The 13,319-nt window shown below is 63.3% G+C and carries 12 protein-coding genes; 6 read left to right on the top strand and 6 right to left on the bottom strand.

Annotated features, from left to right (window positions below; all coding sequences use genetic code 11):
- Positions 1 to 161: 161 nt before the first annotated feature.
- A complete protein-coding gene (locus IG197_RS00495; RefSeq protein WP_192316314.1) occupies positions 162 to 983 on the top strand; it encodes an SDR family NAD(P)-dependent oxidoreductase in 822 nt (273 codons plus the stop codon).
- On the opposite strand, the gene IG197_RS00490 is transcribed toward IG197_RS00495, so the two are convergent.
- From IG197_RS00490 to cckA, 5 genes are all read right to left on the bottom strand, one after another.
- On the bottom strand, positions 956 to 2,185 hold the full coding sequence (locus IG197_RS00490; RefSeq protein ID WP_192316312.1) for an MFS transporter: 1,230 nt from the start codon (positions 2,183 to 2,185) through the stop codon (positions 956 to 958). The two genes, IG197_RS00495 and IG197_RS00490, sit on opposite strands and share 28 nt — an antisense overlap.
- 104 nt (positions 2,186 to 2,289) lie before the next feature.
- Positions 2,290 to 3,678: a DEAD/DEAH box helicase gene (locus IG197_RS00485; RefSeq protein ID WP_192316310.1), complete on the bottom strand. Its 1,389-nt coding sequence runs from the start codon at positions 3,676 to 3,678 to the stop codon at positions 2,290 to 2,292.
- Positions 3,679 to 4,013: 335 nt separating this feature from the next.
- Positions 4,014 to 4,190, bottom strand: a complete 177-nt coding sequence (locus IG197_RS00480) for a hypothetical protein (RefSeq protein WP_182585841.1) — start codon at positions 4,188 to 4,190, stop codon at positions 4,014 to 4,016.
- 188 nt (positions 4,191 to 4,378) lie between these two features.
- Positions 4,379 to 5,125, bottom strand: a complete 747-nt coding sequence (deoD, locus tag IG197_RS00475; RefSeq protein WP_192316308.1) for a purine-nucleoside phosphorylase — start codon at positions 5,123 to 5,125, stop codon at positions 4,379 to 4,381.
- A 101-nt stretch (positions 5,126 to 5,226) separates the two neighbouring features.
- A complete protein-coding gene (gene cckA / locus IG197_RS00470; protein ID WP_067961785.1) occupies positions 5,227 to 7,827 on the bottom strand; it encodes a cell cycle histidine kinase CckA in 2,601 nt (866 codons plus the stop codon).
- A 207-nt stretch (positions 7,828 to 8,034) separates the two neighbouring features.
- Between cckA and IG197_RS00465 the strand changes: the two genes are divergently transcribed.
- A complete protein-coding gene (locus tag IG197_RS00465; protein WP_192316307.1) occupies positions 8,035 to 8,772 on the top strand; it encodes a flagellar biosynthetic protein FliO in 738 nt (245 codons plus the stop codon).
- Positions 8,773 to 8,849: 77 nt separating this feature from the next.
- Here the strand turns inward: IG197_RS00465 and dksA are convergent, their stop codons facing one another.
- Positions 8,850 to 9,266: an RNA polymerase-binding protein DksA gene (dksA, locus tag IG197_RS00460; RefSeq protein WP_067961780.1), complete on the bottom strand. Its 417-nt coding sequence runs from the start codon at positions 9,264 to 9,266 to the stop codon at positions 8,850 to 8,852.
- A 244-nt stretch (positions 9,267 to 9,510) separates the two neighbouring features.
- Here dksA and IG197_RS00455 point away from each other — a divergent pair, with 244 nt between their 5' ends.
- The 4 genes from IG197_RS00455 (at position 9,511) to IG197_RS00440 (ending at position 13,274) form a co-directional block, all read left to right on the top strand.
- On the top strand, positions 9,511 to 10,014 hold the full coding sequence (locus tag IG197_RS00455) for a histidine phosphatase family protein (protein WP_067961778.1): 504 nt from the start codon (positions 9,511 to 9,513) through the stop codon (positions 10,012 to 10,014).
- An 84-nt stretch (positions 10,015 to 10,098) separates the two neighbouring features.
- On the top strand, positions 10,099 to 11,571 hold the full coding sequence (locus IG197_RS00450) for a YcjX family protein (RefSeq protein ID WP_192316305.1): 1,473 nt from the start codon (positions 10,099 to 10,101) through the stop codon (positions 11,569 to 11,571).
- On the top strand, positions 11,568 to 12,647 hold the full coding sequence (locus IG197_RS00445) for a YcjF family protein (RefSeq protein ID WP_192316303.1): 1,080 nt from the start codon (positions 11,568 to 11,570) through the stop codon (positions 12,645 to 12,647). The genes IG197_RS00450 and IG197_RS00445 overlap by 4 nt, the downstream gene beginning before the upstream one ends.
- 114 nt (positions 12,648 to 12,761) lie before the next feature.
- Positions 12,762 to 13,274, top strand: a complete 513-nt coding sequence (locus IG197_RS00440; protein ID WP_246341006.1) for a hypothetical protein — start codon at positions 12,762 to 12,764, stop codon at positions 13,272 to 13,274.
- Positions 13,275 to 13,319: the final 45 nt, after the last annotated feature.

Below are 13,319 nucleotides of genomic sequence, written 5' to 3'. Positions count from 1 at the left end.
GGGATGAAATTCTCTGGACCAGTCGCATCCCGACGTCAACGCGCGCAAGCTCCCTCCCTGACCAGTCAAGGCACCATCATCACGGTGCTTCCTAAAACAGCCTTTCCATATGCATGCCGCCCCGCTAGAGCTACGCAATAGCTACTGCCCAGAGGTTAGAAGTGAGCACATACCGGGCCGACCCGGAACACGGGGTCGCGTGGATTACCGGCGGCAGCACCGGTATTGGCCGCAGCGTGGCCCGCTTGTTGGCAAAACAAGGCTACACGGTTGCCGTCACCGTCCGGGCCAACGACCCGCTCGATACTCTGATCGAGGAAACACGCGGCATGGCCGGAAAGGTGCTGGCCTTTCCCTCCGACGTCACCGACGAGGCTGGAATGGCTGCCGCCGTCGCCGCCATCGAAGCGCAGGCCGGGCCGATCGTGCTCGCGATCTTCAATGCCGGGTCCTACATGCCGGTAACCGGCGAAAACCTGCGCATGGAAGCCTTCCGCCAGAGTTTCGCCGTCAACGTCTTCGGCGTCATCAACGGCCTGGTTCCTGTGATCGAGCGGATGCGCAATCGTGGCCGCGGACATATCGTCTTCATGGGCTCGATCAGTTGTTATTTCGGCTGGCCGACGACTGCCGCCTACGGCGCCACAAAGGCAGCCGTCAACATCATCGCCGAAGCGCTGAAGTTCGACTTCGACAAGATGAACATCCGCACCCAGGTGATGAACCCCGGTTTCATCGACACGCCGCTGACCGAAAAGAGCGCCTATTACATGCCTGCGATGATGCCGGTCGAGGCGGCCGCCGAACGGATCTGCAAGGCGATACGCAAGAGCGGTTTCGAGGTCACCTTCCCACGCCGCCTGACATGGGCAATGAAGCTGTTGTTCCTGCTGCCGCGACCATTGCGCGAAAAGGCGCTGCGCGTTGCCACCCGCTGGAAGATGGAGCCCTTGATCTATCTCAGGCGCTCGAGCTTCGACTGATCCTCGACCACGACCTCGGGCTTTGCGTCACGTGCCCAGAGGTAGATGACGATCGCCGCCCCCAACATCAGCACATAGAACCAGAACAGCGCCGAATAGGCTGCCGTCGGCTGACCCGGCAGCAGATTGGCGGTGACCACTGCGCCTGTCGCGAATTGCATCAGTCCCACGCCGCCGATGGAGAAGAAGTTCATCAGCGTTACGCCCCGCCCGATCAGGTGCGGCGGCAGGAATGCGCGCGCATGCGCCATCAGCAGGCCGTAGGCACCACCAGACACGCCGATGATCACGAAGATGAGCGTGACGGTGGTGACGTCGGTGACGACGTTCAGCGCGAGATAGAGGATCGCTATGAGGCCGATGGTGTTGCCGATGACAGCCACCCACTTGCGGGTGCGGAACATCGTGTCGAGCGGGCCATAGACAAAGGCGCCGGCGACCATGGCGAGCGCCATGAAGAACGTCACCTGCCCGATCAGCAGCGCGTCGGCGCCGTAGACATCGACGAGATAGGGACCGGACCAGAGCCCCCTGATGCCGGTCGTCGGCGCATAATTGATCGCGGTCAGTGGGATGATCGGCCAAAGGACACGCATTCGCAGCAGTTCGAGATAACCGCCGAAACCGATATTGCCCTCTTTCATGTCCTCCGGCGATTTCGGATCACGCACGGCGACCAGCACGGCAAGTGCCGCGGCAATGGTAATGACACCCAGCCCGGCCATAACCGGTCGCCAGCCGAACGCCTCCGCAGCCTGCGCCAGCGGGGCGGCGCCAATGACGTTTCCGGCGGTGCCAAAAGCGACCATCCACGAGGCGAGCACGGCAAAGCGGGCAGTGGAGAAAGTGCGCGCAAATATGAACAGCGATGACATGAGCACCGGCGCGCAACCGATGCCGATCAGCGCCATGGCCGCCGTCACCAACCAGGGAGCAGTTGCCAAGGCAAAGACAAAGGCGCCACCCCCGCCGCCGAGCAAGAGCAGTGTCGAAGCGGTGCGGCGCGGGCCAAACCGGTCGAGTGACACCCCGATGAAAAATTGCGCCAGGGCAAAGGTGATGAAGAAGGCGCCGGAGGCGACGGAGAGTTGCGCCTTGGTGGCACCGAGCTCGGCGGTGAGTGCCGGGGTCAGCACCGCCAGGAAGGAGCGATAGAACTGGGACAGCACATAAGCGATTGCGAGCGTCGCTATTCCGGCCATTCCGTCCCCTCAAACGAAAGGGCGGCCGAAGCACCGCCCCGACCGCCCTAACCTATTCATACAATGCAGCAAATGGACCAGTCAGGCCCGATCTGCTGCACAGATCACGCTGCGCGCGTGTTCGGCTTGCGCGCACCGAAGCGGCGCTTGCCGCCCTTGGGCGCAGCACCCTTCGGAGCGCCGTCAGGCTTGCGGTCGCCGCCGCCATGGCCGCCCTTGGGCTTGCCGCCATTGTTGCCACGCGGGCGCTGACCGCTGGGTCGACGCTCGTCGCGCTCGCCGCGATCGTTGGCCGGCGTGAAGCCGCGCGGTTCGCCAGCCGGACGCACCGGATCAGGTTCGCCGAGGTGATCGGCGTCGATGGTCAGCTTCATGCGGATGATGCGCTCGACCTGACGCAGCTTGGAGTTTTCCGAAGGATCAACCAGCGTGACCGCGATGCCATTGGCACCGTTGCGGCCAGTACGACCGATACGGTGGACGTAGCTTTCGGCTTCATCAGGCAGATCGAAGTTCACGACGTGGCTGATACCCGGCACGTCGATACCGCGTGCCGCGATATCGGTGGCGACCAGAATGCGAACCTTGCCGGCGCGGAAACCGTTCAGTGCAGCCTGACGTGCGTTCTGCGACTTGTTGCCGTGGATGACGGCGGCGGGGAAACCGTCGCGGTCCAGATCCTTCACGACGCGGTCGGCGCCATGCTTGGTGCGGGCAAAGACCAGAACCGAAGTCATGGCCTCGTCGGCGAGCATCTTTGCCAGGATCTGGCGCTTCTGCTTGGTGCGGGCGAGGATGATGCTCTGGCGGATCTCGGCGGCGGTGGTGCTCTGCGGGGCAACCTCGACGCGGATCGGATCCTTGAGCAGGCCCTGGGCGAGTTCGGCGATCTCCTGAGGCATGGTTGCCGAAAACAGGGCTGTCTGACGGTTGCGCGACGTTGCCTTGGCGATGCGCTTGACGTCATTGATGAAGCCCATGTCGAGCATGCGGTCGGCCTCGTCGAGGACAAGCCATTCGGTGTCGGCCAGAACGAGGTCGCCTTCGCGGACGAGGTCGGTCAGGCGGCCCGGCGTGGCAATCAGCACGTCGACGCCCGGCGCGATCTTCTTGACCTGCGAGAAACGCGACACGCCGCCGAGGACCAGCGCGGTCGAGACGTGCGCGCCCTTGGCGAGCACCTTGATGGTGTCTTCGATCTGCACGGCGAGTTCACGCGTCGGCGCAAGGATCAGCGCACGCGCCGTCTTGGGTCGACGCTTGGTGCCGAGCGCCATGATCTTGGACAGGATCGGCAGCGAGAAGGCCGCAGTCTTGCCTGAACCGGTCTGGGCGATGCCGAGGATGTCGCGGCCAGCCAGCTGCGCCGGGATCGACTCGATCTGGATCGGCTTCGGCTCGTTGAACCCGGCCAACTGGGTCGCCTTGAGCAGCGCGCCGGTAATGCCGAGTTTGGCGAAGCCGTTCAGCTCCGCATTGTTTTCATTCGTCAATATCTTCTTCTTTCGTGCGACGGCTATTCCGCCACAAACAACATGGCGGCAGGGCGCAACCTGCCGGCCTGAATCTCTCGTGAAACGACAAGGCGGCGGACGACTGTCCGCTCGGCTGCGCTGTCGTGCCCGCTGGCCTCATGCCGCGGGTCTATTCCGCCGCCTGCCGTTACCGGCAAGGGTGAAAACAGACGCAACCAGTCTCTCTAGTGAGAAAGCCGTAAGCCCGGCCCAAGCGCCTATGACGCCGCATATGGATGATTTGGGAGGAAAATGCAAGCCGCCAATGCTGCATCGCAACATTCCAGCTTGGCAGCGTAATGACGGCTCCGGCCTCAGGCGTTGGCGACAACTTCGTTGAGCGCGTCCAGATCGACGTAGAAAATCCGGGTAATGGCGATGATCAGCTCGTCCCCCAGGTATCCATATGACTTCAGGATGCTGACCGCGGTGAGTATGTCGACCGGCTCGGTCAGACGCCTCTTCATGCTTTCCTCGACAAACTGTTCCAACTGGCTGTTCCCTTGTCGATTGCCCAGACGCAACGAACACAGACCAGAACGCTCGATAAGAGGTATGGATCGCAGCTTGCGCGGAACTTGCCGGCACCGCCGGACAACCACTCATCGATCGGGAACGCGGGAAACGGTCGACTCACAAGGCCATCATCAGGTTAGCACAGCCGCATATCCATGCTACCTCAGGGACGATCAGGCTCCGCCTCGACCCTTGATGTGCCGATCGCAACGTCGAGGGCAAGCCGGACCATGTCGGAGAACAGCTCCTGGCGCTCGGACGCATCCGTATCCTCGCCATTGACGAGGCTGTCGACAACCGTGCAGATCGACAGCGCCTTGGCTCTGAAGCGCGCGGCGATCGTGTACAGCGCGTTTGTCTCCATATCGACCGCCAGCGCGCCATGGGCACGCACTCCGGCAAAACGCCCGAGCACATCGGGATGATAAAACACGTCGCTCGAGGCCGTCTGGCCGACATAATGGATGATGCCCATTTCGACTGCCCGCCGGGCAGCCCGGCACAACAGCTCGAAGTCGGCGCTCGGCGCGTAGTCGTAGACACCGAAAAGCTGGCGATTGATGGCGCTGTCGCTGCTCGACGATTGTGAAATGACCAGGCTGCGCAGCTTGACGTGCTCGGCTAGGCTGCCGCAGGTGCCGACGCGGATCAGTGTCCGTGCGCCATAGGTTTCAAGCAGCTCATGAGCATAGATGGCGAGCGAAGGCGCACCTATGCCTGTCGTGTGCAGGCTGATTGGACTGCCGCGATAGCGGCCGGTATAGGCGAGTGCGCCACGCACCCGGTTTATGCAGCGGACATCCTCAAGGAAGGTGGAAGCGATCCATTCGGTACGCTGGGGATCGCCCGGCAGTAGAACGGTTTCGGCGTAGTCGCCTCGTTTCGCCTCATTATGCGGCGTGGTCTGCATCTGTCACCCCCGACGACGCTTCCCCGCATGATGGCATGATCAGCACATACGGGAAAGCTAATAGAAAGTCGGGCAGGACTGACACTGGCTCTACACGATGCCTAGCCTTCTAGCACCTCTTTGACGACGGTCGCCAGTTGCTTGAGAGAGAACGGCTTGGGCAGGAAGCCGAACTGCGCATCCGCCGGCAGGTTCTTGGCAAAGGCGTCTTCGGCATAACCTGATACAAATACGAAGCGGATGTCGGGCTGACGCTTGCGCAGTTCGCCAAGCAGTGTCGGCCCGTCCATCTCGGGCATCACAACGTCCGAGACGACGATGTCGATCTGGCCCTTGAGCTCGTCGAAAATCTCGAGCGCCTCGACGCCCGATGACGCCTCATGCACGGTGTAGCCGCGCGACGTCAGCGCCCTCACCCCGCCCATGCGCACGGCATCCTCGTCCTCGACCAGAAGGACGGTTGCCGAACCGGAAAGGTCCTTGGCGCCATTGGCCTGTGCTGCTTCCGGCTGTTTCGGGGCCGCAGTCACGGCAATCTCGCCGTCCGCCTTTGGCTCCTCGACCGGCATTGGCTTGGCGACATGGCGCGGCAGGAAGATGCGAAACACGGTTCCCTTGCCGACCTCGGAATCGCAGTAGATGAAACCGCCGGTCTGCTTGATGATGCCGTAGACCATCGACAGGCCCAGGCCGGTGCCCTTGCCGACTTCCTTGGTGGTGAAGAACGGCTCGAAAATCTTCTTCAGAACCTCGGGCGCGATGCCGCTGCCGGTGTCCTCGACCTCGACCACGACATAGTCGGCAGGCACCATCTCACGATAGCCATAGGCCTTGCACTCGTCGGCAGGCACGTTCTTGGTGCGGATCATCAGGTCGCCGCCGTCGGGCATCGCGTCGCGCGCATTGACGGCGAGGTTGACCACCACCTGCTCGAACTGGCCGATATCGGCGCGGACCGGCCACAGATCGCGGCCATGATCGATCTTGAGTTTGATGCTGTTGCCGACCAGGCGCGCCACCAGCGTGCGCAGGTCGGCGAGCACGTCGGTAAGGCTCAGCACTTCGGGGCGCAGCGTCTGCTTGCGCGAGAACGCCAGCAACTGCCTGACCAGCGAAGCGGCGCGGTTGGCATTCTGCTTGATGTTCATGATGTCGGGGAAAGACGGATCCGACGGACGATGGTTGGTCAGCAACAGGTCCGACGCCATGATGATGGCGGTCAGCACGTTGTTGAAGTCATGCGCAATGCCGCCGGCGAGTTGTCCCACCGCCTGCATCTTCTGGCTCTGCGCCATCTGGTTTTCGAGCGCTTTCTGCTCGGTGGTCTCGACCGCATAGACGATCGCCGCCTCTTCGGCGCCCTCGGCATCCGATCCGTCGGCAACTGCATTGACGTAGAAGCGCATATGGCGCTCCTCATTGTCGGGCATCACGGTGTCGATGGGCGCAATATCGGCCTGCCGCTGATGAGCCTTCTCGAGAGCGGCCGCGAAAGCTGCTCGGTCGCGATCGTGGATGACGGTGTCGAGACGGACCTTGCGGTCGACGGCATCCCGATCGACGACAGACGAAAACAGCGACAGGAACGGTGCGTTGGTGCGCAGAATGCGGCCATTGTGATCAACGCCGGCGATCGCCATCGGCGTCGAATTGAAGAAGCGTGTGAAGCGCACCTCCGAAGCACGCAACTGTGCGGAAGAGTCCTCGCCCTGCGTGCGATTGAGCACGATGGTGCGCGTCGGCCCGTTGACGCCTTCGCGGCTCGCCGAGACGCGATGCATGAATCGCACCGGCAATGCCTCGCCAGCGATGGTCGCAAGATCAAGATCGATGACAGCGTTGCGCGTGGTTCCCGGATCGGCCTTGACCGAGCGGACGAGCGCCATGCCATCACCGGCGACGACCTCGTCGAGCGTGACGGCACCGGGCGTGAAGCTTGCCAGGTCGATGCCCAGCCATTCGGCCAGCGTCGCGTTGACATAGGTGATGCGGCCGTCCTGGTCGGCCGAGAAAAACCCTGCCGGGGCATGGTCGAGGTGATCGATGGCCTGCTGCAGATCGAGAAAGAAACGCTCCTGCTCGGCTCTTTCTGGAGAAATGTCGGCCAGTTGCCAGGCGTTTAGCGGCTGGCGCTGGCTGGGCACCGTGAAAGCGCGTGCCCGCACGCGGTACCAGCGCGCGCCGGGCGCCGCACCTGGGCGAATGGATTGTGCGAGGCGGAACTCGCCATCGTTGGCCTCGCCGTCACGCAGGCCGGACGCGAGCTGCGAGATCGTCGATGACGCTTCGGGCACGTCCGACAGCAGGCCCTCGACAGTCTTCAGGTCCGTGGCGGTCGTAGCCCCGGTCATATCGGCATAAGCGCGGTTGGCGTAGACGACGCGGCCCTTGGCGTCGGTAAGCACCAGGCCTTGCGACATCGAGTCGACAAATGCCTTGGAAAGCCCGTCGGCCGGCGAACGCGGTGCGATCTGGACGAAGCCGATGGCGGTCGCGAAGAGGTAGCCGACGCCGACCATCGCAAGCACGCCGAGCATGCCCATCAGGAACGGGTCGCCGAGCCTCTCGCGAAAGATGCCGAAGACGATTGCCGCCACCGTCAACACGACGATAAAGATGATCAGCCGGGTGATGGCATCGGGGCGCGCTGCCTGATCCACAATCGGAACCGGATAGAAGTCGTTGCGCGTTTCCTTGGCCATGCCCCTGCGAGTCTCTCCGGCTCCTTCGTATTGGAGCGGTTGAATCACATTCTCCTTACCGGGAAAAGGCCTAGCCACAAAAAGGCGGTGCAAGCCCGGGGCAAGATCATGCGCTTAGCGTCAATCGTGCCTGTAATGCGTGATGGCAACTTGCCGGGCGCGACAGCTAAGGTTTAGTGTCGCGCGGGGCGGCGACGGGGGTAAGACATGTTTGAATGGCTCGATAGCGTAGCAGGACCTGGATACACGGCGGCGGTGCTGTGGACCTTCGCCGCCCTCGTGCTGCTGGTCATCGTGCTCGTCATCGTCAAGCTGGTCCGCAGCCTGACTTTCGGCACCTTCGTTGCCGGCGGCAGGAACAGGAAGACGCGCCTCGCCGTCATGGACGCGACCGCCATCGACAGCCAGCGGCGGCTCGTTCTGGTGCGCCGCGACGACATCGAACACCTGCTGCTGATCGGCGGGCCGACCGACGTGGTGGTCGAAACCGATATCCGCATGACCGCGCCGCGGCGCCCGGCACTGACCGGCACCGAAGGTGCGCAACAAGCGCCCCAGGCGCCTCGTCCCCAGCAGAGCCCGCAGCAGCCAGCCCCTCGCCCGGCAACGCCGGCGACTGCCAGGCCGCAACAGCAGCAGCAGGCACCAGCGCCGGTCCAGTCACGCCCGGCACCGCCAAAGATGCCCTTGGCTTCGGCACCGCTGGTCACGAACAGCCCGGATCCCAAAACCTATGTTGCGCCAACCTACTCGGCTCTGGCGCGACCTGCACCTGCGCCCGTGGCGGCACCATCGCCGCGCGACCTCATCGACGACACGCTGATGAAGGAGCTCGAAGTGTCGCTCGACGACAAGCCGCAAGCCAAACCGGCAAAGCTTGTGGATCCATCGCTCGATGACGAAATGGCCAAGCTGCTTGGCGAACTTACCAGTCACAAGCGGTAAGCTTGACCGACGATCTTGTAATGCGGACAAGAAAAAAGGCGGCCGAAGCCGCCTTTTTCGTTTCTGCCATTCCGCGATCAGTCGTCGCGATAGACTTTTTCGCGGCGCTCGTGACGCTCCTGAGCCTCAATCGACAGCGTAGCGATCGGACGTGCGTCCAGTCGCTTAAGCGAAATCGGTTCACCTGTCTCCTCGCAATAGCCGTAGGTACCCTCGTCAATCCTCTGCAGGGCAGAGTCGATCTTGGAGATCAACTTGCGTTGCCGGTCGCGTGCCCTGAGTTCAATGGCACGGTCGGTCTCGGACGATGCGCGGTCGGCAAGATCCGGATGGTTGGCATTTTCCTGCTGAAGTATTTCGAGGGTTTCGCGAGCTTCGCGGAGGATGTCGTTCTTCCAGGCAACCAACTTAGCTCTGAAGTAAGACTTTTGCCGTTCGTTCATGAACGGCTCCTCATCGGAGGGCACGTAGCCAAGAGTAACGGTATCGTTCATTCGACTCACCCGACAACCCCGTTTTGGCGCCTATATATTCGCGGGCCAAGCCCCACACAAGCGTATTCATCGAAAAGTTTGCGCCGCCCACAATGTCGTGATTCGGACGTGGCAAGAGCGCAACTCTCCACCTAAGAAACGCGCAATGGCATCGTCCGGTTGCAAGCGGCCTGACGCTTGGCTACATCCAGAGATGACAAGTTGGCGCAGGCTCGTCGCGAGATCGGGCTTCCAGGAGCAACATTTGGGAAAGCTCTACCTTCTCCGACACGCCAAGGCCGGCTGGGCCCTGCCCGGCGTCAGGGATTTCGACCGGCCGCTCGACGCCACCGGCATCGCGGACGCCGAAGCCACCGGCACGGCAATGCGCGCCAACGGCTATGTGCCGGAACTCACACTCTGCTCCAACGCCCGGCGCGCCCGCGAAACCCTGGAGGGCCTCGCCGGCCACGCGGACACCGGCCGGGTCGTCTTCACCGACGACCTCTACAGCGCCGACGCCGCGGGCTATTTCGACAAGATCCGCGAAAATGGCAGGCACGGCTCGATCCTGGTCATCGGCCACAACCCGATGATGGAAGACCTCGCCATGGCTGTTTCAGGCGATGGCGACCAAGCGGCGCTGCATACGCTGCAGACCGGTTTCCCGACCTCGGGCCTGGCCGTGATCCGCTTCGAAGGCGAGCTTTCCGGAGCCGAACTCGGCAATGGCTATCTCGAGGCGTTTCTGACGCCTGCCGATCTTTGAAACCGTCCGATCTTTGAAACCGGCCGCCATTTCAAATCCCTGCAGCGGCACCTATATCCGGCGCGACCGCATGGGGATCGACGATTGGCGTCTCTGACCACCTTCACCGATGAGGCGCGCATTGCGCTCGACACGTTTTCCGGCCGTGCCGCGGGACTTTTCTTGCCGTCTCTGCGGCTCGGAGTGACCGGGTTGTCGCGGGCCGGCAAGACCGTTTTCATCACGTCCTTCGTCCACAATCTGATCCATGGCGGCCGGCTGCCGCTGTTCGAGGCACAGAAATCGGGGCGCATTTCACGCGCTTTCCTCGAAGAACAGCCTGACGACGCCGTGCCTCGCTTCCAGTATGAGGATCATGTTTCGGCCCTCGTCGACCAGCGCATCTGGCCGGATTCGACCCGCGCGATTTCGGAACTCAGGCTGACCATAGAATTCGAGTCGGCTTCCGGCTGGAACCGCATGTTTTCAGCTGGAAAACTGTCGGTGGACCTCGTCGACTATCCGGGCGAATGGCTGCTCGACCTGCCGCTGCTCGGCAAGAGCTACGACGATTTCTCCCGGGAGGCATTCGAGCTCGCACGCCTGCCGGTTCGTGCCGACCTGTCGGAAGCCTGGCGTGAGCTTGCCGCCACGGTGAAGCCCGAGGCGGATGCCGACGAGATGACGGCCCGGCGGCTGTTCGAGAGTTTTGCCGCCTATCTCAAGGCCTGCAAGGACGACGAGCGCGCGCTGTCGACGCTGCCGCCCGGCCGGTTCCTGATGCCCGGCGACCTCGAGGGATCACCAGCGCTGACCTTCGCCCCGCTTCCCGGCCTCGGCCAGCGGGCGCGGCCCGGCTCGCTGCACGCGATGATGGAAAGGCGCTACGAGGCCTACAAGACGCATGTGGTGAAGCCGTTCTTCCGCGAACATATCGCGCGGCTCGACCGCCAGATCGTGCTGATCGACGCGATGCAGGCACTGAACGCCGGCCCCGGCGCCATCGCCGACCTCGAGCGCGCGGTGACCGAAATCCTCGCCTGCTTCCGGCCGGGCCGGGGCAATATCCTGACCGACCTGTTCTCGCGACGCATCGACCGCATCCTGGTTGCAGCGACCAAGGCGGATCACCTGCATCACGAGAGCCACGACCGGTTGCAGTCGATCGTGCGTCGGCTCACCGACCGCGCCGTGGCACGCGCCAACCTCTCCGGTGCCGAGGTCGACGTGCTGGCGCTTGCCGCCGTCCGCGCCACCCGCGAAGGCACCGTCAAGCAAGGTCGCGAGACACTGCCCGTCATCATCGGCACCCCGATCGAAGGCGAGACGATCGGCAAGGAACGCTTCGACGGCAACAGTGAAACTGCCATATTTCCCGGTGACTTACCTGACAAGGCTGATGTCGTGTTCCAGGATTTCGGCACCAATCACCGCCAGGATGCGAATGATCCGACGATCCGTTTCGTGCGCTTCCGTCCGCCCCGGCTGGAGCGCACGGCCGAAGGCGTGACGCTGTCGCTGCCGCACATCCGACTCGACCGCGCGCTGCAATTCCTCATCGGAGACCATCTCGCATGAGCGCTCCCCGAAAACCCGCGGCCTTTCGCATCGAGCCGGAACCGGTAACGGAAGAGACAGCCGTCCGTGCGCCGTCGGTGGCGGCACCGCGCAAGCCGCGCGCGCTGGCAGCCGAAGCCGCTGTGGTGACGCCAGCCGAGTTCGATGTCTTCGACGAGGCGGACATTGCTGCGGCCGAACCACCGCCCGCAACCGCCCCAAGGCGCAGGTCCCGCATCGGCGCGATCTTCCTTACCGCCTTCGGCATCCTGATCTCGCTCGGCGTCGGGCTCTGGACCGACAGGCTGATCCGCGACCTGTTCTCGCGCGCCGACTGGCTCGGCTGGCTGGCGGTGGCCGCCGCAGGCATCGCGGCATCGGCGCTTGTGGTGATCCTCGCCCGCGAGCTTCTGGCAGTGTTCCGGCTGGCCTCTGTCGAGCGCCTGCGCAACCGGGCGACTGACGCCATTGCGCGCAACGATCCGGCCGCAGCTCGCAACGTCGTCGACGAATTGTCGAACCTTTTGTCGTCGAAGCCTGAAACGGCGGCGGGCCGGCGCGCGCTCGCCGACCTGCGCGGCGAAGTGATCGACGGCGCCGATCTCGTGCGGCTCGCCGAAGCCGAGATACTGACACCGCTCGACGCGCAAGCGAAGATTCTCATCCTCGACGCAGCCAAGCGTGTGTCGCTGGTAACCGCGGTCAGCCCGCGTGCGCTGGTCGATATCGCCTATGTCGTGTTCGAGGCCGGACGTCTGATCCGGCGCCTGTCTGAACTCTATGGCGGCAGGCCCGGCACGCTCGGCTTCTTCCGGCTTGCCCGTTCGGCCGTTGCCCATCTCGCCGTCACCGGCTCGATTGCCGTCGGCGACAGTTTCGTCCAGCAGCTTGTCGGCCACGGCCTTGCCGCCAAGGTGTCGGCCAAGCTCGGCGAAGGCGTGGTCAACGGCATGATGACGGCCCGCATCGGCATCGCCGCGATGGAAACGGCACGGCCCCTGCCCTTTGCCGCGGTCAAGCGCCCCGGCATAGGCGATGTCCTGGCTGCGCTGACCACCTTCGCGACCAAGGACAAGGGCGCCGAAAAGGTCAAATAGACGAAGCATTAACCATTCTTGGTCATGGTCCTCCCAGCTAATCGTTCCAGTTTCCTGCTGTCGGGTGTGCCCATGAAGCGCTTGTTGTTGTCCGCTGTCCTGCCTGCCGTGGCTATGGCGCTGCCGTCCGTCGCGCATGCCGACACGGTCAAGGGCGCCGAGCGCGACAAGAAGTTCTTCAAGACGGTGGAAGGCGAATGGGTCGGGCCGGGCGAGATCGTCGCCGGCAAATACAAGGGTACCAAATTCACCTGCAACTTCACCGGTTCGACCCCTGACGGCACAGTCGGCATGTCTCTCGACGGCGGATGCCGCGTCGGCGTGTTCACGCAGAAGATGTCGGCAACCATCGAACAGAAGGGCCGCAGCGGCTATCGCGGCAAGTTCCTGGACGGCTCCGAAGGCAAGGGCCTCGACATCATCTCCGGCAGTGTTGTCGACGGCCGGAAGGTGATCCTGTCGCTCAACCGCAACCAGCTCAACGGCGTCATGCAGGCACGCATGCCCGACGACAACCTGATGCATGTCACCGTCTCGGTACGCGTCGACAAGCAACTGGTGCCGGTGATCGGCATGAAGCTGTCGCGCGTCGACGGAACCGCCGTCGGAGCCATCGCCAAGAACTGATTCTTCAAATCGCAAAGAGAAAGGGCGGCACCCGTGGTACCGCCC

The sequence above is a fragment of the Aminobacter sp. SR38 genome, assembly GCF_014843375.1.
Lineage (GTDB): Bacteria > Pseudomonadota > Alphaproteobacteria > Rhizobiales > Rhizobiaceae > Aminobacter > Aminobacter ciceronei.
Note: the sequence above shows the minus strand (reverse complement) of the source record. Positions and strands in the feature narration are given on the sequence as shown.

Excerpts from the sequence above, each read along its gene's own strand:
- IG197_RS00490 (WP_192316312.1), bottom strand. The coding sequence starts at position 2,185 with ATGGCCGGAATAGCGACGCTCGCAATCGCTTATGTGCTGTCCCAGTTC.
- deoD (WP_192316308.1), bottom strand. The coding sequence starts at position 5,125 with ATGCAGACCACGCCGCATAATGAGGCGAAACGAGGCGACTACGCCGAA.
- cckA (WP_067961785.1), bottom strand. The coding sequence starts at position 7,827 with ATGGCCAAGGAAACGCGCAACGACTTCTATCCGGTTCCGATTGTGGAT.
- IG197_RS00465 (WP_192316307.1), top strand. The coding sequence starts at position 8,035 with ATGTTTGAATGGCTCGATAGCGTAGCAGGACCTGGATACACGGCGGCG.
- dksA (WP_067961780.1), bottom strand. The coding sequence starts at position 9,266 with ATGAACGATACCGTTACTCTTGGCTACGTGCCCTCCGATGAGGAGCCG.
- IG197_RS00445 (WP_192316303.1), top strand. The coding sequence starts at position 11,568 with ATGAGCGCTCCCCGAAAACCCGCGGCCTTTCGCATCGAGCCGGAACCG.
- IG197_RS00440 (WP_246341006.1), top strand. The coding sequence starts at position 12,762 with ATGGCGCTGCCGTCCGTCGCGCATGCCGACACGGTCAAGGGCGCCGAG.